Here is a 22,752-nt window from a genome sequence, read left to right on the forward strand (position 1 = left end):
GGTCCCAGGGGATCGGGGATCCCCGTCCTGACCCTGGACGAGGGGCACATGGTACACCTCACGAACCCAGGGCGCCTTGCCGCAACGCTCATSGAGGCAGAGCATGAGCTCGGCAGCCTGACGGAGTGAGGTGGTCCCGCTCGTCGTTGAATTCGGTGGACCGGGTGGGCCCTAGAAACACWGGCTRACTCATGACACGGGGTCCGGTCGGGCCCCACAGCGCGCGGTCGCATGTCGGGAGTCGCGTGGGCGAACAAGCGTGTGCAGTCGGGGACGCAAAAAAGAGCCCCGGGAAATCTGAACTGGTCCCCGGAAGTTGGACTGGTTTAGATAAAGCCTAGGCCGCGAGAGCCTGAGTTCGGTATTGCACCGGGCTCAGGCCCTCGAGCTTTGTCGAGATCCGTTCGGTGTTGTACCAACGGATGTACTCGTGCAGCGCTGATTCAAGTGCATCGGTGCTGAGGAACCTGACGTGGTGGAAGAGCTCTTCCTAGAGGTGGCCAAAGAAATTCTCCATCACCGCGTTGTCATAGCAGTTGCCCTTGCGGGACATTGACTGGACCGCGCCGGCGGGCGCTGCTCAGTCCTCGAGGTAGGCCGGTGTGAACAGCAATGTCAGGCCCTCGGCCATGGTGGGGTGGGTGATGATGGCGTCGCGCACGGCGGTGTATTCGGCTCCGGCGAGCATCGCCATCTGGATCACGGCAATGGTTTCGCTGGCTTCGGTGCCCAGCAGCGCCGCACCAAGAATCCGGTTGGTGTCCTTGTCGATCACCGCCTTCCAGATCCCGTCGAGATGTCCCACGGTCCGGGCCCGGGGAATGGCCGTGACGGGCATTTTCGCGAGGCGCACGCTGTACCCGGCATCCCGGGCCTGCCGCTCGCTCAGACCCACGCGGCCCAGCTCAGGGGTGGTGAAGACGCAGTAGGGGATGAGTCGCCCGGCGGTGCTCCGCAGCTGCCCCACGCCCCGGTGGGCCTCGAGGTTGGTCTGCAGCACCCGGTAGTCGTCGTAGGAGGCATGCGTAAACTGCGGGCTGCCGGCGGCGTCCCCGGCGGCCCACACGCTCCCGGCGGTGGTGCGAAGCGAGTCGTCGACCTTGATAAATCCCCGGTCGTCGAGTTCCACGCCGGCAGCCTCGAGGTTCAGGCCGTCGGTCATGGGCCTGCGGCCTACCGCCACCAGAATGTCATCGGCATACACGGTCTCCCCCGAGGAGAGCGTGAGCATGACGGTGCCGTCGGTGGCGCGCGTGACCGCTTGCGCCCTGTCCCCGAGCCGCACGGTGATGCCGGCGCGGGTGAAGTTCTGTTCGATGGCAGCGGCGATGTCCGCGTCCTCGCGGGCCAGCAACTGGGCGCCGGACTGGACGATGGTGACTTTGACGCCGATGGTGTTGAGCAGGTCCGCGAATTCGCAGCCGACGTAGCCGCCGCCGAGGATGATGATGCTCTCCGGCAGGGATTCCAGCTCCAGCAGGGTGTTGCTGGTCTGCACGCCGGACGCCGCCAGGCCCTTGAGCGGCGGCAGCAGCGGTTCGGTGCCCAGGTTCAGCACGACGTCGGTGCCGCGCAGGGCGCGCACCCCGCCGTCGTTCAGGGTCACCTCCACAGTCCGGGGTCCGGTGAACTTCGCCTCGCCGAGGATGAAGTCCATGCCCGAACCGGTGAAGGCGGCGAACTGGCCCTTCACCATGGTCTCCACGACGTCCTCCTTGCGGTGGCGCAGCAGTTTGAGGTCCATCCGCGGATCTTTGGCCCCGGAGATGCCGAATTCAGCAGCCCTGCGGACAGCGTTCAGGACCCGGCCACTGTTGATGAGGGTCTTGGTGGGGATGCACGCCACGTTGATGCAGGTCCCGCCGATCATCGAGCGTTCCACCATCGCGACTTTCCGGCCGGATCTGGCCAGGTCCATCGCCAGGGTCTTCCCGGCCTTCCCGCCGCCGATGACGAGCAGGTCAACATCCTCTATCTCCATGCGTTCCTCCTGTAGACGGTGCCCGGACCTGGCGGCCGGGTTCGTGCCTGATTCCCTGGCCACGACCGCAATACGGCCGTCGGATTCAGGGTACCGCCGAGGGCGCGGACTCGGTCCCGCATGGCCGGACCGCTGGCGGCTCCCGCTCCCGGTGCCCGGGGTCCAGGCTATCTGGCCGCCGGGGACACGGCAGCCAGGTGCTCTGGCCGTACCGGTGTCGTGTGCTGCCGGGGTGCTGCGGCCTCACCGATCGAGAGCGCCGCCCGCTCGAGATCCGTGAAGAGTTCCGTTTCCCGCCACACCGGCATGCTCTATATAGGATCCAACGTCCGCAAAACCCCATGACCCACCCCCCGACTCGAATTTCGTACAGACCGTCCAGCTAGCGCACTACCTCTCGGACGGTGATTCGACCGTCAGTGCAAAGGACTTCCGGCAATGACCTCGTCCTTTACCCGCCGGGGCCTGGGCGGCGCTGCCGCTGGACTCTGTCCATTCCCCTGGGCCGCCGGTAGACTCCCGGCGTCAGGACACCGACCCTGACCGAGAGTCCCAGGGCCGGGCCAAACGCTGTTAATACACAGAACGGAGGGGCTCATGGCAGAGGACCAGGTCCAACGCAACCTCAAGGGCATGGACGATCTCGACTTCACCGGCTGGAACAACGCCGACTGGAACGGGGTCTTCGCCCATCACCACACCGACGACGTCCTGGTGGACTGGAAGGGCCAGCAACCCACCCACGGCATCCAGGAACACATCGACGCCATGAAGGCCTATGTCGAATCCGCCGGCGGCACCCCGCCACAGATCACGTCCCACCCGATCGCCTTCGGATCCGGCGACTGGACCTGCGTCATCGGCGAATTCGAAGGCGGCGGCCGCATGGTCACCGTCGCCAAATGGAAGGACGGAGCAATCGCCGAGGAATACATCTGGGCCTAGCCCGGCCTAGACCGCGTCTCCAGCGAGTCACGGTGTCGGCCATTCCATCCTCTCCGTCTCATCAAAAGGGTCTTCTCTGCGCTGTCGACAACACGGTGAGACAAATTGATGAGACGGAGCAGGACCCGCGGCCCCGAGGCGGGGCTGTGAACTGCAACGCTATCTGGCCCTGATTTGGCGACGCTATGTGGCCTGGAAACCTCGTTAGAGGATTCCATCACCGCAAGCTTGTACCGGTCCAGGTAAGGTCCCTGCGATTCACAGTCCACGGAACCCGGGGAGACTGTCTTTTTCGATCGTTTGGGATCTGCGCCAGGCGCCATCCGTCAGGTATTTACTCCTTCGAGGGAGCGTCCATCGGGGTTTGACGGAATTGGCTGATCATGACCTGTTCAGCGGCGGTGGCCTGCCGGGTGGCGGAGCGGGCCAGTTGGATGCGCCACATCAGGGTCGTGGGAATGGCCCGGATGTCTTCCCCATGGTCGTGCTGCAGGGCCGACGCGGGCAGGAAGGCGACGCCCAGGCCTTCCCGAACCAGTTCGATGGCCATGGTGAAGGACACGACTTCGGTGTGGACTGTTCGGTTCAGTCCGGCCGCGGCGAAGGCTGCGTCCACGGTGGTGCGGTTTCCCCAGCCTTCGGGAAAGTCGATGAAAGGCTCGTCCGCGAGCTCAGCCAGGCTGACTCGCTTCCTGCCTGCCAGATGGTGGGTGTCCGGGCAAACAAAGACGATTCCCTCGGTGTGCAGCGGGTACAGCTCGAGGCCGGGCGCTGCCTCTTCGGGCACGGACACCAAGGCCAGATCCAGGGCGCCCGAGCGGACGTCGGCCAGGCTGGTGCGGGTTCCCTGAACGGTCTGGCGCAGCTTGATGACGATGCCCGGATAGTCCCGCCGGACCGTCCGCAGGATCTGCGGCACGTCGACGGAGGCGGAGTGGGCCAGCGTGCCCACGGCGACCGTCCCGCGGACCGTCCCGCGGACAGCGTCGACGGCGTCCCGCGCGGCCTGCACCTCGGCAAGGATGGCGCGGGCGCGCGGGAGCATGGCCTCCCCCGCGGGGGTGAGGCGAATACTGCGGCCCTGACGGATGAACAGATCGGAGCCCAGATCGTGTTCGAGCAGGCGGATTCCCGCGGAGACGGCGGACTGGACGATATTGACCCGCTGGGCCCCCCTGGTAAAGCTGAGCGCCTCGGCCACCGCGATGAAGTACTCAACCTGAAAAAGCTGCATAAACTCTAGTATCGCCGATGACGATGGTTATCAGCGTCAATAAACGTTGGACGCGATGTTTCCGGAAGCCAATACTGAAGCAATGACGCAGACTACAACTTCCCCCTCCCTTCGGGCCGACGCATCCCGCCAGGCGCACCGGCGCCGGCATGGACGCGGGTTCTGGATCGTCACGTTCGTCTTCATGATCACCATGGCGTTTGCTGCCGCGCCGGCCCCGCTCTATGTGCTTTACCAGCAGCGGGGCGGGTTCAGTGCCTTCACCATCACGGTCATCTTCGCTGCCTATGCTGTGGGTGTGGTGGTGAGCCTGTTCCTGGCCGGGCACATTTCCGACAGGTTCGGCCGCCGCCGCGTGATCGCGCCGGCCGTGCTGCTCAACGTCGTCGCGGCGCTCATCTTCCTGGTCTGGCCCAACCTGCCCGGCCTGATGCTGGCCCGTTTCATTTCCGGTCTCGGCATCGGCATGCTGACCGCCACCGCCACCGCCCACATGACCGAACTGCACAGTGCGGCACGCCCCGGCACAGGCTCCCGGCGCGCGGAAGTCATCTCCACCGCAGCCAATATCGGCGGACTGGGCCTGGGCCCGCTCATCACGGGCTTCCTCGCCGAGTATGTGCCGATGCCGCTGTACACCCCGTACGTGGTGTTCGCGTTCCTGCTGCTCGCCGGTCTTATGCTGATCGTCACCGTCCCCGAAACCGTCAACAACGCCGACGAAACCTGGGTCTACTGGCCGCAGCGCGTCGTCGTCCCCCACGCCGCACGCGGACAGTATGTGGCCGCGGCCATGATGGCCTTCGTCGGGTTCGCCATGTTCGGCTTCTTCACCTCCCTCGCACCGTCCTTCGTGGCCCGGCAACTGGGCATCACCTCCCATCTGATGGCCGGATTTGTAGCCTTCGTCGTCTTCGCCTCCTCGGCAGCGTTCCAGGTGCTGTCCTCCCGATGGGCACGCACCACGCAGTTCGTCGTCGGCCTGATCCTGCTGGGCGCAGGACTGGTCCTGGTCACCATATCCATCGCCGCATCCTCGTTGCCCCTGCTGATCGCCGGCGGCATCGTCGCCGGGTCCGGGGTCGGCGTGAGCTTCAAGTCCGCGATCGGCACCGTCATCGCCATCTCCGCTCCGGAGACCCGCGGCGAGGCTCTGGCCGGACTGTTCCTGGTCGGGTATGTGGGCATGGCAGTGCCGGTTGTGCTGCTGGGGCTGATCCTGCAGACGACCGCCCTGGTGCCGTCCGTAGTGATGTTCGGCGTGGTCATGCTGGCACTGATCGTCATCACCGCCCTGACCCTGGCGCGCACTTACGGCCGGGATCGGTCCCTGCCCGCCGGTTCGCCCGTATCCTCGAAGTAGCGATCCAAAGGAGAACGCATCATGGCTGACTGGCAGGACACCCTCCCTCTCTGGGCCGCCGCCTGGGCCGCCGTCCGCGGGCAAACCTCAGCGCCGAAGGACTCCGGAGTGGTCACCGCAGCGGCGGTGGAACACGCCCATCCGGAGTACATCCTCGCCTGGCCTGGCGCCAGCGCGGACCGTGCGGCGGAGACTGTCCGACAGCACCCCGGGGCGGTCCTGACCCTGGTCACCGCCGACTCCGGAGCTGCTCTGAGCTACGCCGCCGCCCAAGGCCTGACTCCCGTGGGCCAAGCCGTGTTGCTCACCGCCCCCACGGACGAGCTGAACGCTGCGCCGAATCTGCCCGAGAACGCCGAACTTGCCCAGGCACCCCTGGAGCTTTACGACGTCGTGGAAATATCCGTTTTCGACCATCCGGTCGCCAGCGGCCGCATCAGGATCGGGGACGGCGTGGCCTTCGTCGGCAGCCTGAGGACCGAGGCGCCGGCAGCCGGGAAAGGCTTCGAATCGGCAGTTCTGGCGGCGCTGGCCGACGAGGCCTACGTGCACGGCGCGGACACCCTATACACGGTCCTCGACCCGCAGGAGGTGGAACCCTTCACCGCGTCGGGATGGACAGTGGCCGCCCATATCGTCAGCCTCGGTGCCCCCAACTGAACCTTGAATCCCGACGGCCCGGCCCGCACCGGAAGACGCGAGCCGGAAACCCGACGAGTGCAGGGCCGCCCCCTACCGGCGTCGGGTAACGATCGTTGGTCGAGGTCTGTCGCGCTGTGGATGCTCAGGTCCGTGCCTTTCGGGAAGTACTGACGCAGCAGGCCATTCGTGTTTTCGTTGATGCCGCGCTGCCAGGGTGAGTGCGGGTCGCAGAAGTAGATGTCGATGCCGGCGTCTACTTTCACGCTCTTCCAGTCCTGCATTTCGATGCCTTGGTCCCAGGTGAGGGAATGCCTCAGCGCGTCGCGGAGCGTCTTGATCTTTGCTGCCAGGGCGTCGCGCATTTGTTCTGCTTTGTATCCATCCGGCAGATGAACGAGCATCGTGTAGTTGGTGGTTCTCTCCACGAGGGTCCCGATCGCGGACTGGTTGCCCTTGCCGATGATGAGGTCGCCCTCCCAATGCCCCGGCACCGCACGGTCCTGAACCTCGGCGGGACGCTCGGAGATATTGATCATCCCCGGGATCCGGTTCTTCCGCTGGCCGGCCTTCCTGCAGGGCTGCCTGAGTGCACGTCCGGTGCGTAAACACGCGGCCAGATCGCGGTTCAGCGCTCCGCGGGACTGAACGCAGAGGGACTGGTAAATGGTCTCAGGTGACACCCGCATCTCCGGCTCATCGGGAAACTCGACCCGCAGTCGTCCTGCAATCTGCTCCGGCGAGTACTTCTTTTTCAGGTCCTCTTCCACCTTCGCACGCAACACCCTGTTCGTGTGCAGTTTCGACGGTTTCGGCCGCGAAGCCCGCTCATACGCCAGCGCGTGAGCCGACGTCGCCCGGTAAGGCAACCCGGCCACCGAATTGCGCCGCAGCTCCCGGGACACCGTCGAGGCAGATCGGTCGATCACGACCCCGATCCGGCGCAGCGAGAGTCCTTGGGCGCGCATCACCGCGATCTCTTCACGCTGGGCGAAGGTCAGGCACCTGCCCTTCAGATCCCGGCCCCGGCGTGGCCTGACACCCCGGCCTCGACCAGGACCCGGCGCCCGGTCCGCCTGCTCGTATTGATCGGCACAACGGCATCGGTGATTAAATTACCGGCCTGCATCCCGGCCCAAAACAGCTGCAGAAGATCCGGTCTTACGTAAATTGAATACCGCGCCACGACAACACCCATCCGCTAAGTGTTGCAATCAGCGCAAGAACCCAAGGATCCGCTAACGGGACGGGCTAAAATAGCGCGTACGCCAAATAGCGCTGTGAAATACGAGCCATATAACCCTGCGACTCACGCGTTCACAGGATTGGCAGCCCCCGGCTTTTGTAGCGAAAACTCAGTGCTGGATTCTATCTGTGACTGTTGTCCCGGAATGGCGACTAAATCACGGTTTGAAATGGCGGTTCTGCCGTTCCGTTCTTGCGGATGAGTTCAGGTACTGCGTTCTCCTGTGTGTGCTGTGAGGTGCGGTGTCTCGACCGGGGTGTCGGGGCGAAGGCCCCATTCGGCCCAGGATCCGTCGTAGACCCGGATACGCTCGCGTCCGAGAATTTCGGTTAGCACGTACCATGCGGTGGCGGCGCGGCCCCCGACGGTGCAGTAGGTGATCAGCTCGTCGTCTCCTTCGAGCTCCGGCACGGGCATCGCCCGGCGCAGCTCGTCGACCGGGCGGAATGCGCCTTTCTGGTCGTAGAGATTGCTGAACGGCCGGTGGACAGCCGTCGGGATGCGGCCGGCGCGCCCTCCCGGCTCCATTCCGCCGGAGGGCCAGAACCGCTCACCGGCGTACTCGGACTCGGAGCGGACATCCAGAATCGTTGTTCCGGCGCGCCCGATGGCTTGCCGCACGGCCCTCATGTCGGCGAACAGCCGCTGGTCCCGTTCGTTGAGCTGGTACGGTGCCGCCTCCACAGGGATTGGTGACGTGCCGTGGGGATGTCCTTCGACGCACCAGGCGTCGCGGGAGCAGTTCAGGATGCGGACGTCGGCGTGCCCGTACAGCTTGAGCAGCCAGTAGCCGAGTGCCGGGGCGTAACCGTAGAAAACGACCGTCGATGCCGGGCCGATGCCTGACCGAGCCAACAGCCGTTCGATGGTTTGTCTGCCGACCGGGCGATACCGGTCGTCTTTAAGGTCGGCGTAGACGTTCCACAGCACGGCTCCGTCGATGTGCCATTGATTGAAGGCGGCCGCGGAAACATCCACTTCGACGACGCGGACCGCAGGATCGTACAGGTGATTTGCCAGCCAGATGGGTTCGATGAGCATGTCCACAGTCTGCCCGCTCGTCGTTGGAGCAGAGTTGGCACAACGTTGGCGCTACATTGGCGTCGGAGCGTCTGCCTATTCCACCTGGATCCAGCCCAGCAGATCCTCGCGGCTGACGGACCGGAGGAGCGCCGGGTGGTCGCTGGCGATGTGGCCGCGGATCCCTCCGATCACTTCCTCGTCGGTGTCGCCGCGGACGACGAACCCGCATTCGCACCGGATGAGCTTCGCCATAACGACCTCCCAAAACCTGGTGGGGCCCACTCCGGAATGAGGACCCATGCGATCATGGTGTCATGACCGGGCAGTCAGCGCTGCGTCTCCAGATCTGCGGGCCGCTGGTTGTGGAGCGGGACGGGCTCAGGCTCGATCACGGCCTGCCCGGCCGTCAAGGGCGCCTGCTGTTCACCTACCTCGTCGTCAACCGGCACCGTCAGGTGGCCCGCGACGAACTCGTCGAGGCGCTCTGGCGCTCCCCCGATTCCGTCGGGATCGACGCGCGCCTCAACTCGTTGATCTCTAAGCTTCGCCACGTTTTCGGCCCGGACGCGGTGGGTGGACGCGTCACTGTCCAGCTTCACCTTCCCGACGCGTGGATCGACCTCGAAGCTGCCGTGGAGGCAATTCACCGTGCCGAGTCCGCCGTTGCTCAGCAGGACTGGACCCGTGCCTGGGGACCGGTTCTGGTCGCCTTGTTCGTCGCCGAACGCGGATTCCTGCCTGGGGAGGATGCCGATTGGATCGACCAGACCCGCAACCAGCTCGCCGAGATCCGGCTGCGGGCCCTGGAATGTTACGCCGCCACCGAGCTCGGCATCGGCGGCGCCGAACTCACCGGTGCGCTGCGTGCCGGCCGCCGGCTCATCGCCCTGGACCCTCTGCGCGAAAGCGGCCATCGCTACCTGATGCAGGCTCACGCAGCCCAGGGCAACCTGGCCGAGGCGCTGACCGTGTACGGCCTGCTGTCCGACCTTCTCCGCGACCAGCTCGGCGTCTCGCCCAGTCCGAGGACCCGAGCGCTCTACCAGCAACTCCTCGAACAGACTTGACTTCCGGGGAAACCCTCCACTTTAGGACACCTTAGGACAGGCGTTCACCGAATACGGCCGAGGCTAGGAGAAGGGTGCCCCCTAGTGGCGCGGTGCCGAATGCGACCCACGTTGTGGCCAAAGGTTCGTCAAGTGCCACTTATTAGGCAATCGACATGTGCCCCGGTCAGGGATTCTTTACCGGACACAACCTGAACCGTAAATCAAACCGAAGCCCGCGATGCTCAACCGGTGCTCCTATTCCGGGTAAGGGTCTGCCCCGGCAACGTGGGATCGGGCCGGTTCCGCGGCGGCGTAAAGGGCGTTGAGCTGACGGTAGAGCGTTCGGGCGATGTAGCGCTTGAGGGATCTGCGGATTTCGCGGTAGCTTCGGCCTTCTTGGGTGCGTTTGGTCACGTAGTCCCGTGTTCCGGGGTCGTGGGTCATCCGGGTCATGGTGATGGTGTGCAGAGCTCGGTTAAGGCGTCTATCACCGCCCCGGTTGAGCCTGTGCCGGACAGTGTTGCCGCTTGAGGCTGGCAAGGGATTCACCCCTGCCAGTGAGGCGAAGGCAGCTTCGCTGCGAACCCTTCCTGGATGCGACCATGCTGTCAGGACGGTGGCGACTGTGACAGCCCCGGCGCCCACCATCTCCAGCAGCGGCGCCGCGGGGCTTGCTGGATCAGCTCTGTCATGCGCTTCTGGTTCGCAGCCAGCTGGATGGTCACTTCGAGAACGCGGCGCGCCAACCGAACTGCTTCCTCGCGCGCGATCGATAGTTCGATCTGCTTCTGTCGTTCCCGCCATCTCGTGATCGTGGCGATCTGGGCGGGAACCAGCGGTTTACGAGCATCGATTCCGAGATCGTGTGCCCGGAGTAAGGCGATGAGTGCATTGACATTGGCTGCCGGCAGGGATGGCCAACGAGGATTTGATCCCAAGTCRCAGCAAGTCATGCAGTTCCARGCGCYCCCGGCCATGAAGGAGTACCCAGCAACACCGCTGTCCAAGCCAAGAGAAGGAGCCGCCAAACCGTAACGGCCACCAACAAATATGGGCCCATAAGGGAGATTTGTACACATTCAGAGGCCAACRAGCCCCTGAACAGGGAAAACACGTGCCCGAGGTGGGACTCGAACTGCATTCCMKCCCCCGYAAACACTGGGCWCCCGCGGAAACATGCGGAATCCGGCCCGATCCGGCCCACATACGACCCAGTCCGAAGCCCAAAGTGTGSACTTTGTACACACCCCGAAATCAGCCAGTTCAACTCGTTGCGATCACCACCGACACGACCGTGGCGTCAAGCTAGCCGCAGCACGCCGCGCATCTGTAGTGGCCACGGAGAGGGCCTTTGCGGAAGTCAAGGGTGCCCCCTCGTGCGCGGCGGCCTAAGCCCGCCTGACCACGGGCAGGCTCAGACGGCAACGCTACAGGACTGCACAATCAGTGGTCGGCGCCCTGGAAGTCAGCATCGGCGCCCAGTTGGCTTTCCAGGCCCATGATGATCGTGTCCAGCGTCAGGCGGAAGACGCGGACGTCGTGGCCTGGAGGGGTGAGCCCGTCTTCGCCGACAGTGGGGGGTTTGAGGCTCGACCACCGGTGGAGCGCTCCGTTGAGTTCGGCCGTGACCACACCGGTGATGACGACACCCCCGAGAGCGGTGAACTGCGGGAGCTCCGAGTGCGGCACCCCTGCGGCGTCCAGGATCGCGGTGAGCGCAACCAGGAACGGGTCTTCGGGCTGGATGAAGTCCGCCTGGTGGCTGAACGAGTAGCCCATGAGCTTGGGGTGGCGGTGCGCCAGCGTCCGGAAATCCGTGGCGAGCTGGCGGATGCGCTCCTGCCAGGGAGCGTCCTCGAGCGTCACGGTGCGGAACTGGGTGCCGACCGTCCTGGCCACGCCGCGCAGCACGGCGGCCTTGTTCGGCACATGGTGATACAGCGACATCGGGTTCGCATCGACCGCCGTCGCGAGTTTGCGCATGGTGAGCGCCTCGACCCCGTCCGCGTCGATAAGCCGCAGGGCGGCGGCATAGATCCCGGCCTCGGTCAGAGGCACCTCCCTCTTCCTGGTGCCCCGCGGGGAGCTCTTCATCTTGTCCATACGGGGACGCTATCAGATTCATACGTTGTATGAAAAACGGCCTCGGTCGCAGGGTCGAATGGCAGTCGGCCGCACGGCTACCGATTGCGGTCAACTTTCATACACTGTATGTTTAAGCTTCCATACACCGTATGTTTCGGTGGCGCACCCCGCATCGGGGGCGCCGTCGCCCGTACTGCCTGTACCCAAGGAGCACCCATGACCGTACACACCACCGACCCGCCAACCAGCCCCTCTCCGCGCATCCACGGCATAGCCACCCCGTCGCCTCGAAAGAACCCCGTCAAAGCGCTGCTGTGTGTCGCCTGCGGCCAACTGCCCCATCCGTCGAAAGCCCGTCTTGCCCTGGCTAACGTCACAGCGATGCTGCCGATTGAGCTTTTGGTGCATGCCGCTGTGGTGAACGCGACACTCCCTTATGTTCTGAAGGTACTGATCCTGACGCTGACGGCCACAGTACTGGTGATCTGGGTCGCCGAGCCCTCCGTCCGGCGCGCATTGCGGGGCTGGCTGCACGCACCTGCCCTGCGCCACCGGCGCCGGCTGCACAACTCTGCTGCCCTGTGGCGGGTCCGCACTCTAATCGATTACAGCAACGAAGCCCAGGAGAAACTCGTAGAGGCCATCTCCCGTGTCGACGCCGAGATCCTCGTGTGCCGGAATCACACCGTCGCCGGCGGGATGCTGGACGAGCTGGTTGTCTCCGCGCCCGATCATGTCACCCACGCGGAACTGCTCGCTGCGGCCGCGGGCGGCGGAGGACGGGATGTCCGAGCGTGGCCGGCGGCAGCCCCGACCGTGGCGGACGGGCAGACCGAGGCCCTTGCGCTGGCCCTGCAGGTCGTGGAGGACCCGGGCGAACTCCAACTCGCGGTCGCCGAACTGCTCGACGCCGAACCCGTCGCGGCTCCCACGGGCGACAGCACCTCACCGGCGGCCAGCAAACCGGCATGTGATGGGACCGTCCTGAAAATACCATCCCCGCGGCATGGACCCCTCGGCTTCTCCCGCCCCAGGGCGCCGTTCACTCCGGCCGAATCCGCCCGGGCGCATCGGCTAGCCGAGCTCGCCGAGCTCACTGAATTGACCCGAAAACACCCAGTAAGGCCCCGGCAATAGAAAACCGGGAGGTGTCGTCCCCGCAGCGGGAACCGCATCGAAAGGAGTCAACCATGGAGACAGCCCAGTCCTCGCTTATCCGCTCATGCTCGGAACTTTCCTACGGAGACGAGATCGAAGCCTGGTGCTTCGGCAAGCTCCTGCACCGAGGAAGGGTGAACCGGACCCTGCCGTCCGTGGAGATGTTCTGGATCATTTGCTCAAGGACCGGAACATGCAAGCTTGTGGACATGGAGGGCGCCGCCATTCTCCGGATTCCGGCAGCGCCCCGAGATGCGAGATCCGCGGGACCGCCGTCGTCATCAACCTGGCGTGAGCCCCCCAGATCGGGCCGCAATATGTGCCAGCGAGCGCAAACAGACACCGTTGGGGCCAGCCAAAAGGCGATCCATGGGCAGATACAGGACGGAAATGACAATCTGCGGTATCCAGCCTCGCAGGAAAGGGCAGGAGACAACGTCCAATGTTAATCCACAAGAAGCCTTGCGGTGCCCAGTCGGCTCTTGGGCTGTATGGGAGCTCTGTTGCTCCGTGAATCATTCCCAACACCACCGTTCCAGCTCCTACTTTCCCCACTCGTCCCACAGGGATCTGCGGCTCAACGTAGTCGTCCGACTAGACGCCGTCGACGAGACAGCCAAAGTCAACGTTCGAGGCGTCGTGACGCACACCAACCTCCGGGCCCTCTACGTCGTCTGCCGCCGGGTCGTCACCAGGTTTCCGGGGTATGAGGTGGTGGTTAATCTCGCGCATGCCGGGGTGACGGCCGCGGCCTTCGATGAACTCCGCGAGCATGCCCGCCAGTCCAGTCTTTCCTCTGGCATCGACCCCTCGGCGACTCCCTGCCGGCTGCGGATCGTGGAGCCACCGGTCACCCTCAAAGTCCACGAACACGCCTATGCATTACCGAGCGCCTGATCACGGGCCACGCATTGCCGATATACAGCGACCGTTCGTCAGCTCCCTGATCAGAGGTACGGCTAAAGGGTTTCGCGGCTGCTGCCGAACTCCCCCAGCCATGCCGGCCTTGTGCCCCCTATCCCGCAGCTCCTCCGCCTGGCCCCGGGGCGGGTCCTTCGCCGAAGGCAGGCCACCGTCCCGATCAAGCAATCGGCGGTGCAATCAAGGGTGTCCATCGAGGCCACGAGCACCCGCAGACTTAGCCTCTTCGGCTTCTCCGCAGCCAGCCGGTAGATCTGGATGGCCGACAGGTGGACGACATGTTCGTTCAGGAGCGGGATCATCTTCGTGGTGCTGAAGAGTCCGCGCGAGGCCATGACCCCCTGCAGCCTTCCATTCCTAACGAGTTGCCGCCTGGGCTCGGCCAACCCACGGGCGCCCTCAGGCCGGAACGCTACAGGACCGCGCAATCAATGGCCGGCACCCTGGCTCTCAACAAAGGCGGCAAGTTGGCCTTCCAGACCCATGATGATCGTGTCCAGCGCCAGGTGGAAGACGCGGTTCTCGTCACGGTCTGGAGGGGTGAGCCCGTCTTCGCCGGCACTGGGCGGGTTAAGGCTCGACCACCGGTAGAGCGCGCCAGTGAGTTCGGCGGTGAGGACACCGTTCATGGCGAAGCCCACGAGAGCGGTGAAATGAGAGAGCTCCGAGTGCGGCACCCCTGCGGCGTCGAGGATCGCGGTGAGCTCACTCCAGAACGGGTCGTCGGGCTGAATGAAGTCCGACTGGAGGCTGAACGAGTAGCCCATGAACCGGGGGTGCCTATGGGCCAGCGTTCGGAATTCCGTGGCGAGCAGGCGGATGCGCTCCTGCCAGGGAGCGTCCTCCAGCGTCACGGTGCGGAACTGGGCGCCGACCATTCTCGCCACACCACGCAGCACGGCGTCCTTGTTCGGCACATGGTAGTAGAGCGACATCGGGTTCGCATCGAGCGCGGTGGCAAGTTTGCGCATCGTGAGCGCCTCAACTCCGTCCGCGTCGATGAGCCGCAGGGCTGCGGCGTAGATCCCGGCCTCGGTCAGAGGCACCTCTCTCTTCCTGGTCCCCCGCGGGGAACTCTTCGTCTTTTCCATACTCGGACACTATCAAATTCGTACAGCGTATGGAAATAACTTCGGCTTTGCGGCGGATTGAAGCCACCCGACATTCAGGGTTGCAATCGATCTTCCGTACGCTGTATGGTTACATTTCCGTACAGCGTATGTTTCGCCGGTGCATCTCCGCATCGCCGGTGCAACAGCCCATCCACGCCCTGCACAAAGGAACAAACTCATGACCACTCAGTTCAAGAACGAATCGCGACCCATCAGGTCTCCGCGCGGGGTTCCGCTCTTCGGCCACACGCCGCAAATCCCCAGCACCAACCCGGTGGAGTACTTCGGCGAACTGTCCAAGCAGTTCCCCGAGGGGCTCTACAGCATGGAGATCGCCGGCATCGAGCAGGTCTTCGTCTGGGACCCGGACCTGGTGGCCGAGGTTTGCGACGAGTCGCGGTTCTTCAAGCAGATCGACAAGACACCGCTGGCCCATGTCCGGGACTTCACTGGCGCCGGCCTGTTCACGGCCCACCAGCACGAGGAGGAATGGGGCATGGCGCACCGAGTCCTTCTCCCGGCCTTCAGCCAGCGGGCAATGAAGGGCTACTACGGGCAGATGCTGGAGATAGCCCAGAATCTTGTGGGCAAGTGGGAACGCAGGGAGGGCCAGCCGGTCAACATCACCGACGACTACACCCGGCTGACCCTGGACACCATCGCCCTGTCTGGGTTCGGTTACCGGTTCGACTCTTTCGCCAAGGAGGATCTGCACCCCTTCCTCAATGCGCTGCTGGAGTCGCTGGTTGAGTCGCTGCGGCGCACGCAGGAGCTGCCGATGATGACCAAATTGCGCAAGGCCGATGACAAGAAGTACCGCGCGAACATTCAGCAGATGCGGGACCTGGTCGAGAGTGTGATCAGGGAGCGTCGTGAGGGGAAGGGCACTGCTGAGGATGACCTGCTGGGTCTGATGCTGGAGGCTACCGACCCGGAGTCCGGCAAGGGGCTGGAAGATGACAACGTCCGTGACCAGGTGGTGACGTTCCTGATCGCCGGTCACGAGACCACCAGCGGCCTGCTGGCGTTCGCCACGTACTCGCTGATGCGCAACCCGCACGTGCTGGCCCAGGCCTACGCCGAAGTGGACCGACTGCTGCCGGGCGACACGGTCCCGGACTACGACACGATCATGCAGATGGACGTGATCCCGCGCATCCTCGAAGAGACCCTGCGCCTGTGGGCTCCCATCCCCATGATCGGCAAGTCCCCTCTGGAGGACACCGTCATCGGCGGGTGCTACGAGCTGAAGAAGGGAGCGAGGGTCAACATCCTCGAGGGCCCGCTGCACACCCACCCTAAGGCGTGGGACCGGCCGGAAGAGTTCGACATCAACCGGTGGCTGCCGCAGAACCGGGTCAACCATCACCCGCACGCCTACAAGCCGTTCGGCAATGGTGTGCGTGCGTGTATCGGCCGGCAGTTTGCGCTCACCGAGGCCCGTCTGGCCCTGGCGCTGGCGCTGCAGAAGTTTAAGTTCGCCGACACCAACGACTACAAGATGGACGTCAAGGAGGCGCTGACGCGCAAGCCCGGGGGCTTCGAACTGGAAGTGCGGTCCCGTCAGGAGCACGAGCGGACCGTGTTCGGCGCAGTAGACCTGCAGACCGGCGACACGCGGGCGCCGGCCGCGGTCAGCGGTGTCGGGGTGAACCTGACCGTCGCCTACGGCTCCAGCCTCGGCTCGTGCGAGGACCTGGCGCGCACTATCGCCGACCGCAGTGAGCGCTCCGGCTTCGGCACCACGCTGGTCGGTCTGGACGAGCTGGGCGACAACCTGCCCACCGAGGGACTGCTTGTCGTGGTGGCCTCCAGCTACAACGGCAAGGCCCCGGACAACGCGCAGCGTTTCGACGACCTTCTCGCCGCCGGACTCCCGGAGGGTTCGCTGTCGGACGTGCGGTTCGCGCTGCTGGGGGCCGGCAACACCCAGTGGGTGGCCACATACCAGGGCTTCCCCAAGCGGATCGAAGGAGGCCTGCTGGCCGCCGGCGCCACCCCCGTCATCGAGCGCGGCGCCGCGGATGCCGCCGGTGACTTCGACGGCATGGCCACCCGCTGGATGGAAACCCTGTGGGCCACGCTGGCAGAGGAGTACGCCGCCGACACCTCCGAGGCGAGCAGCCCGCGCTTCCAGGTGCAGTTGCTCACCGAGGCGGACGTGCGCCCCGCGATCGTCTCCGAGCAGGCCTACGCCCTCCCGGTGGTGGCCAACGAGGAACTCGTGGCCGACGCCACCGGCCTGTGGGACTTCAACCTCGAGCCACCGCGCCCGTCGGCGAAGTCCATCACCATCGGCCTGCCAGAGGGTGTCACCTACGAGACCGGCAACCACCTGGCCGTCTTCGCCAAGAACGAACCGGCCCTGGTGAACCGCGCCCTCGCGGCGCTCGGCGTCGACCGCGATCAGGTCCTGCGCCTGGAGCTGCCCGCCGGCGGCCGCACCCACCTCCCTGTGGGCACCCCTGTGACGGCAGGACTGCTGCTCACCGATTTCCTGGAGCTGCAGGACGTGGCCACCCGCTCTCAGATGCAGACGCTTGCTGAGCACACGGAGTGCCCGTGGACCCGACCGCAGCTGCAGGCCTACACGGCCGATACCGCCGAAGCCGAGGAGCGCTATCAGACTGAGATCCTGGGCAAGCGGGTCTCCGTACTGGGCCTGCTGGAGCGCTTCCGGGCGGTCGAGCTGCCGCTGGCGGTCTTCCTGGACATGATGGGCCCGATCCGCCCGCGGTTCTACTCCATCTCCTCCGCCCCGCTGGCCAACCCCCGCCACGTGCGCCTGACCGTGGGCCTGCTGGAAGGCCCGGCCCTGTCCGGTGACGGCCAGTACCGGGGCACCTGCTCGTCCTACATCGGCGGCCTTGAGCCCGGGGACGTCTTCTACGGCTACGTGCGCGTGCCCTCCCCGACCTTCGCCCCGCCGGCCGACCCCGCCACGCCGCTGATCCTCATCGGTCCCGGCACCGGCATCGCGCCACTGCGCGGCTTCCTGGAGGAACGCGCGGCGCAGCACGAGAACGGCACCGAGGTGGGTCTGTCGCAGGTCTTCGTCGGCTGCCGCCACCCGGAACACGACTACTTCTACCGGCAGGAGATGCAGGACTGGGAGCAGGCCGGGATCGCCCAAGTGCACACCGCCTACTCCGCGGTGACAGGCCACCCGGCCCGGTTCGTCCAGAACGCCATCGCCAACGCCGCCGACACAGTGTGGCAAGCCATCGAAGACGGCGCGCACATCTACGTCTGCGGCGACGGCCGCCGCATGGCGCCCGCCGTCCGCGAGGCCCTCGCAGCGATCTACCGCGAGCGGACCGACAGCGACGACGAGGCCGCCCAGCATTGGCTCGCCCAGCTCGAGGCCGATGCGCGCTACCAGCAGGACGTCTTCGCCTGATCCGCCAGACGCCGGAGGGTGCGGCGGTCCCAACAACCCCGCACCCTCCCGGCCACCACCCAGCAAACCAACAAAGGAGTCACCATGGCGACGGAAACCCAGGCCGCGGCCGCCTCTCAAGGCGGCATCCTGACAGCCACCGGCAAAACCGATGCAACGACATTACCGCCACCGCAACTTCCGCCTGCTCACCTTGAGCACCGGACGTGCGAGCTGACCCATACCCCATGGGCCGGCTGGTACTGCGAGACCGCAACTGACTGAACTCGCGGCGGTGCCCACACATTCGACTGAACCCCCACACGCCGGGAGTGCGGCCGACCCGACACCGCGCCCTCCGGCACCACCCGCTTGCGAAACACCACAACCACACGGCAGCCATTGGCCCGAACCGCCAGGAAATGCCGCTTAGAGAAAGCAGATCCCCATGAATACCATGCTCGCCGCACGCTTCCACTTGAACAGCAAGAAGTTCGCCGTGGAGGAGGTCCCCATCCCCGTTCCCGGTCCGGGTGAAATCCTGATTGAGGTGAAGGCCGCAGGCGTCTGCCTATCGGACGTCCACCTGCTCGACGGTTCACTCGTCCCGCTGTTCGCCACCTCCGACGCGGTCACCGTCGGCCACGAGGTCGCCGGTGTGATCCACACCCTCGGCCCGGACCTCAAGCGCGGCCTGACCGTCGGCACCCGCGTTACCCTAGAGGCCGGCAAGACCTGCGGCCAGTGCGCCGGCTGCGTACGCCGCCGCCCCTGTACCCAGATGCTCACCGCCGGCATCGACTACGACGGCGGCTGGGCCCAGTACACCCTCGCCCGCGAGGACACGCTCATCCCCATCCCCGACAACCTCCCCTTCGACCAGGCAGCGATCATCCCCGACGCGGTTTCCACCCCCTACGCCGCCGTCGTTGCCACCGCAGGGGTGCGCCCCGCACAGTCCGTCGGCATCTGGGGCGTCGGCGGAGTCGGCGCCCACAACGTCCGCGTCGCCCGCATGGCCGGCGCCGCGCCGGTCATCGCCGTCGACCCGCTGCCCAGCGCCCGCGAACGTGCGCTGGCCTTCGGTGCGGACTTCGCGTTGGACCCCGCCGCCGACGACTTCGCCGACCACATCCGCACGGCAACGGGCGGACGAGGCCTGGACTTCGCCTTCGACTGCGCCGGCGTGCCCGCCGTCCGGGAGCAGGCCGCCTCCGTACTCGGCCTCAACGGCGCCCTCATCCTCGTCGGCATCAGCCCCAGGCCCCTCACCATCACCGAGGGCCTGACCTTCAACTACCTCGGCAAGCAAGTGCGCGGCCACTACGGCGGCACGCCCGAGTCCGTCAGCGAACTTGTCCGGCTGGCCGAGGTTGGCCGTCTCGACCTCGCGCCCTCGATCACCGACCACTTCCCGCTCGCCGAAGCCGCTGACGCGGTGAATCGGCTGGCGAACAAGATCGGCGACCCGATCCGCTTCATCCTGGTGCCCTGACACCTGAACAGAAGTTCATCAAGACCRCCTCGGTAGGAGCGAGTGGGCGCCAGTGCTTGAGGGAGCACTGGCGCCGGCCTGTCGTGGACTGTCAGTTTCATTCCGGGTCTTCGGACTCACACAAGCGTCACTGACGCACCAACGAACCTTGTTCAGCGCACCTATTAACCTTGTGATCTAGGTCGGCATCCCTAGATCGGGCAATTCAGCGGACAGCCYCGTTCGCTGTCACCTCGTCGTCACCGCGCAACCCTGCAGTACGGAGTTCGGGGAGTGGACTGCGACATATTGCACGCGCCTCGTCGGCAGACACACCCAGCATTCGCAGCATCGCCTCGGTCGCCTGATCCGTCGTCTCGGCGTCGTCGCGGTCCGGTTCGGCATGGATGAGCTGTCCGAGAAAGGTTGCCGCCCCGACGGCGCACACCACGGCGACGTCGACGTCTGTCATTGTGAACCGACCGGATTCGACGCCAACCTCGATGTCACGCCGGACACGCGGCGTCAGTCCTTTCTGCGCGCCAAGGAGGTCAAGGGCGCTGTGCAGGATTACTTTGCTGAGCTGAGGTTCACGGCGGTGGAAGCGACCGGTCAACCGGAAGCTGGTCGCAAACGCGACGGCGGGGTCGTCGACGTCCGTGGTGAGCCCGTCGAGGACCGCGCCTAGGAGATCCATGACGTGCTCGACCGCTGCCTCGAACAGCTGGTCTTTCGACTCAAAGTGGTTATAGAAGGAGCCGATCCCAACATCCGCGGCCTGAGTGATCTCCAGCACCGGCGTGTTGGTCTGTCCTTGAGCCAGGAAGGACTGTGCCGCGCGGACCAACGCGGCCCGAGTCTGCGCCTTCCGTCGATGCGACCGGGTTGGTTCCGGGGACGAGGGTGGGGCTTGGGTCATCGCTGGCTCCTTGAAGTCATCCGGTCATAGGAATCTTACCAGCGCCCCATCAAGACTGAAGAAATCTTCAACTGCCCTTGACTGACGATATCTTCATAACCGAATATATATTCAGAAAGTGAGGCCATCCATGAACGACCACCATGACCACCCTGGGACCCACGGCGACCTGCACACTGACCTGCACAGCGAGCAAGGGGCGCTGCGAGGCGAGCACCGCGGACGGGCGGCGAACCCGATCATCAAGGTGCATGACATCGCCTGGCTCGAGTTCCAGAAGCCAGACCTGCTAGCTGCAGAGACCTTCGCGCACGCCTTCGGCTTCGCCACGAGCCTGCGCACCACTGACGAGCTGCACCTCCGGGGCACCGACACCGGAGCGCCGTGCGTGATCGTACGGCGCGGACCGAGATCGAAATACCTGGGGGCTGCGTTCACCGCGGCCGAGGCCTCGGACGTCCTTCGCCTGGCTAACGCGACAGGCAAGACCCCGAAAAAACTACCGGAGACCATCGGGGGCATAGGAGTCGACCTCGTGGATCCGAGCGGCGCCGCGATTCGCGTCGTCGCAGACACGCACAAACTTCCTTCGCTGCCGGCCCAGACGCCCCTCACGTTCAACGTCGGCCACGAGCTGACGCGGACCAACCAGACCCAGCGGCCACTGCTTCAACCCGCGACGGTTCAGCGCCTCGGTCACGTCGTGCTGCAGAGCACCAAGTACCGTGAAACGCTCGACTGGTACCTGGAGCACCTCGGCCTGATCGTCAGCGACTTCCTCTACTACCCCGGCCAGCGCGAGCGCGGTCCGACAATGAGCTTCATCCGCTGCGACCGGGGTTCCACACCAACCGATCATCACACCATCGCCATGACGCTGGGCCCGACGAATCGCTACGTGCACTCGGCGTATCAGGTCGCTGATATCGATGCCCTCGCCGCCGGCGGTGAACTTCTGCACGACCTTGGCTACCACCGTTCGTGGGGGATCGGCCGCCATATCCAGGGCAGCCAAATCTTCGACTACTGGCGCGATCCCAACGGCTTCCTGGTCGAACACTTCACCGATGGGGACATGTTCGACTGCACCCTCGAGCCCGGTTGGGCACAAATGTCCGCCTCCAATCTCGCCCAGTGGGGCCCTCCGGCGAGCAAGGACTTCCTCGGTATCTCCCCTGGCCGAGAGTCGCTGCGTGAGCTGGCCGCGATGGTCACCGCCCTCCGCGACGACAACGAGTTCGATTTCGCGCGCCTGCGCGGCCTGATGAAAGTAGTTTCCTCATGACCGTCTCCATCCTGCGTACCGCCGACGATTGGTGGGTCCACACGCCCACCGGTGCCGCCCGTATCGCCACTCCTGCGACTACCACGGGCGAGCTGATCGCCGATCGGGCGGCCATCCAAGCCGCGATCGGCGGCAGCGAAACTGTGCCGGTGGAAAACCTGGACCTCATCTCGCCGATCACAGTGCCGTGCCGCGTGGTGGCCCAGATGACGAACTTCGCCTCGCACGTGAAGGACGCCGGCATGGATCCCAAGAAAATCCCACTGACCTTCTTCCGCAAGTCCTCGGGCTCGATCAGCGGGCCCCATGACGACATCGTCCGGCCCGCGCACGTGCGGTTCCTCGACTACGAGGCTGAGATCGGCCTCGTGTTGGGCCAAGAGACCCCGGTCGGCTCGGTCATCACCGATGAGACGATCGCCGACTACGTCGCTGGGCTCGTGATCACCAACGACGTCTCGGCCCGCGACCTGCAACTCCCAAAGACCCAGTTCTACGAGTCCAAGTCCTACCCGAGCTTTACGCCCACCGGACCGACGCTCGTGCTCTTCGACGCCGAGGACTGGAACCGCTTTGGTGAGCTTCGGTTACGGCTGTGGGTAAACGGCGAGATCCGTCAGGACATGACGGTGGCCGACATGATCTACCTGCCCGTCGAGGCGTTGCGGGCACTCACCCGCTTCCAGCACCTCTCCCCCGGCGATCTGCTCCTGACGGGCACCCCTGTCGGCACCGCACTGAGCGCACCACCGAAGCCAGTCGAGATCATCAGCAATCTGCTCCCCCGGGCTACTAAGTGGCGCCTGTTCTTCAAGGCCCAGGGCCGCAATCGGAAGTACCTCAAGAGCGGTGACGTCATCGAGATCGCCATCAGCACCGACGACGGGAAGATCGACCTGGGGCGCCAGCGCACGACGGTGAGGGAAGCCCGGTGAACGG

The 22,752-nt window shown here is 65.2% G+C and carries 18 protein-coding genes and 3 pseudogenes; 11 read left to right on the forward strand and 10 right to left on the reverse strand.

Translation table 11 applies throughout. The features are described 5' to 3' along the window. Nucleotides 1-337: 337 nt before the first annotated feature. Nucleotides 338-562 (reverse strand): annotated as a pseudogene (locus AC1DEY_RS18020) (transposase); the annotation flags it as partial. An 18-nt stretch (nt 563-580) separates the two neighbouring features. Continuing rightward, nucleotides 581-1,981, reverse strand: coding sequence for a dihydrolipoyl dehydrogenase family protein (locus AC1DEY_RS18025; protein ID WP_476869161.1), 1,401 nt, complete (start codon nt 1,979-1,981; stop codon nt 581-583). Between the two features lie 597 nt (nt 1,982-2,578). Between AC1DEY_RS18025 and AC1DEY_RS18030 the strand changes: the two genes are divergently transcribed. Continuing rightward, entirely contained in the window at nt 2,579-2,926 is a 348-nt protein-coding gene (locus AC1DEY_RS18030) for a nuclear transport factor 2 family protein (RefSeq protein ID WP_476869162.1), read from the forward strand. Between the two features lie 334 nt (nt 2,927-3,260). Here AC1DEY_RS18030 and AC1DEY_RS18035 read toward each other — a convergent pair whose 3' ends face one another. Further along, nucleotides 3,261-4,160: a LysR family transcriptional regulator gene (locus AC1DEY_RS18035; RefSeq protein ID WP_476869163.1), complete on the reverse strand. Its 900-nt coding sequence runs from the start codon at nt 4,158-4,160 to the stop codon at nt 3,261-3,263. Nucleotides 4,161-4,242: 82 nt separating this feature from the next. On the opposite strand from AC1DEY_RS18035, the gene AC1DEY_RS18040 reads away from it, so the two are divergent. After that, nucleotides 4,243-5,523, forward strand: coding sequence for an MFS transporter (locus AC1DEY_RS18040; RefSeq protein ID WP_476869164.1), 1,281 nt, complete (start codon nt 4,243-4,245; stop codon nt 5,521-5,523). Between the two features lie 21 nt (nt 5,524-5,544). Next, the gene (locus tag AC1DEY_RS18045) at nt 5,545-6,183 is read left to right on the forward strand and encodes a hypothetical protein (protein WP_476869165.1); all 639 of its coding nucleotides are present in this window, start codon (nt 5,545-5,547) and stop codon (nt 6,181-6,183) included. Nucleotides 6,184-6,281: 98 nt separating this feature from the next. Here AC1DEY_RS18045 and AC1DEY_RS18050 read toward each other — a convergent pair. From AC1DEY_RS18050 to AC1DEY_RS18060, 3 genes and pseudogenes are all read right to left on the reverse strand, one after another. Continuing rightward, a pseudogene (locus tag AC1DEY_RS18050) lies at nt 6,282-7,360 on the reverse strand (IS30 family transposase); the annotation flags it as partial. 252 nt (nt 7,361-7,612) lie between these two features. Further along, the gene (locus AC1DEY_RS18055) at nt 7,613-8,449 is read right to left on the reverse strand and encodes a sulfurtransferase (RefSeq protein ID WP_476869166.1); all 837 of its coding nucleotides are present in this window, start codon (nt 8,447-8,449) and stop codon (nt 7,613-7,615) included. 75 nt (nt 8,450-8,524) lie between these two features. Further along, a complete protein-coding gene (locus tag AC1DEY_RS18060) occupies nt 8,525-8,683 on the reverse strand; it encodes a DUF1059 domain-containing protein (RefSeq protein WP_162159048.1) in 159 nt (52 codons plus the stop codon). Between the two features lie 62 nt (nt 8,684-8,745). On the opposite strand from AC1DEY_RS18060, the gene AC1DEY_RS18065 reads away from it, so the two are divergent. After that, a complete protein-coding gene (locus tag AC1DEY_RS18065; RefSeq protein ID WP_476869167.1) occupies nt 8,746-9,498 on the forward strand; it encodes an AfsR/SARP family transcriptional regulator in 753 nt (250 codons plus the stop codon). Between the two features lie 237 nt (nt 9,499-9,735). Here the strand turns inward: AC1DEY_RS18065 and AC1DEY_RS18070 are convergent. Continuing rightward, a pseudogene (locus AC1DEY_RS18070) lies at nt 9,736-10,376 on the reverse strand (transposase); the annotation flags it as partial. A 547-nt stretch (nt 10,377-10,923) separates the two neighbouring features. Next, on the reverse strand, nt 10,924-11,583 hold the full coding sequence (locus AC1DEY_RS18075) for a TetR/AcrR family transcriptional regulator (RefSeq protein ID WP_476869168.1): 660 nt from the start codon (nt 11,581-11,583) through the stop codon (nt 10,924-10,926). A gap of 198 nt (nt 11,584-11,781) precedes the next feature. Here AC1DEY_RS18075 and AC1DEY_RS18080 point away from each other — a divergent pair, with 198 nt between their 5' ends. Both AC1DEY_RS18080 and AC1DEY_RS18085 read left to right on the forward strand, forming a co-directional pair. Beyond that, complete coding sequence (locus AC1DEY_RS18080; RefSeq protein ID WP_476869169.1) at nt 11,782-12,702, forward strand: putative antibiotic biosynthesis monooxygenase; 921 nt, start codon at nt 11,782-11,784, stop codon at nt 12,700-12,702. Nucleotides 12,703-13,233: 531 nt separating this feature from the next. Continuing rightward, the gene (locus AC1DEY_RS18085; RefSeq protein WP_476869170.1) at nt 13,234-13,620 is read left to right on the forward strand and encodes a hypothetical protein; all 387 of its coding nucleotides are present in this window, start codon (nt 13,234-13,236) and stop codon (nt 13,618-13,620) included. Nucleotides 13,621-14,072: 452 nt separating this feature from the next. Here AC1DEY_RS18085 and AC1DEY_RS18090 read toward each other — a convergent pair whose 3' ends face one another. Further along, nucleotides 14,073-14,690 (reverse strand): TetR/AcrR family transcriptional regulator, encoded by a 618-nt coding sequence (locus tag AC1DEY_RS18090; protein WP_476869171.1) that lies wholly within the window; start codon nt 14,688-14,690, stop codon nt 14,073-14,075. A gap of 244 nt (nt 14,691-14,934) precedes the next feature. On the opposite strand from AC1DEY_RS18090, the gene AC1DEY_RS18095 reads away from it, so the two are divergent. The 3 genes from AC1DEY_RS18095 to AC1DEY_RS18105 all read left to right on the forward strand — a co-directional run bounded on the left by AC1DEY_RS18095 (nt 14,935) and on the right by AC1DEY_RS18105 (nt 19,630). Next, complete coding sequence (locus tag AC1DEY_RS18095) at nt 14,935-18,156, forward strand: bifunctional cytochrome P450/NADPH--P450 reductase (RefSeq protein WP_476869172.1); 3,222 nt, start codon at nt 14,935-14,937, stop codon at nt 18,154-18,156. Between the two features lie 84 nt (nt 18,157-18,240). Next, complete coding sequence (locus AC1DEY_RS18100) at nt 18,241-18,420, forward strand: hypothetical protein (protein ID WP_476869173.1); 180 nt, start codon at nt 18,241-18,243, stop codon at nt 18,418-18,420. A gap of 163 nt (nt 18,421-18,583) precedes the next feature. Continuing rightward, nucleotides 18,584-19,630, forward strand: a complete 1,047-nt coding sequence (locus tag AC1DEY_RS18105) for a zinc-binding dehydrogenase (RefSeq protein WP_476869174.1) — start codon at nt 18,584-18,586, stop codon at nt 19,628-19,630. A gap of 205 nt (nt 19,631-19,835) precedes the next feature. On the opposite strand, the gene AC1DEY_RS18110 is transcribed toward AC1DEY_RS18105, so the two are convergent. Then, on the reverse strand, nt 19,836-20,528 hold the full coding sequence (locus AC1DEY_RS18110; RefSeq protein WP_476869175.1) for a TetR/AcrR family transcriptional regulator: 693 nt from the start codon (nt 20,526-20,528) through the stop codon (nt 19,836-19,838). Nucleotides 20,529-20,658: 130 nt separating this feature from the next. On the opposite strand from AC1DEY_RS18110, the gene AC1DEY_RS18115 reads away from it, so the two are divergent. Together AC1DEY_RS18115 and AC1DEY_RS18120 are read left to right on the forward strand one after the other, a co-directional pair. Further along, entirely contained in the window at nt 20,659-21,813 is a 1,155-nt protein-coding gene (locus AC1DEY_RS18115) for a VOC family protein (RefSeq protein WP_476869176.1), read from the forward strand. Further along, on the forward strand, nt 21,810-22,748 hold the full coding sequence (locus AC1DEY_RS18120; protein ID WP_476869177.1) for a fumarylacetoacetate hydrolase family protein: 939 nt from the start codon (nt 21,810-21,812) through the stop codon (nt 22,746-22,748). The genes AC1DEY_RS18115 and AC1DEY_RS18120 overlap by 4 nt, the downstream gene beginning before the upstream one ends. The last annotated feature ends 4 nt before the right edge of the window (nt 22,749-22,752 follow it).

The organism is Arthrobacter sp. 05T47, assembly GCF_056395825.1.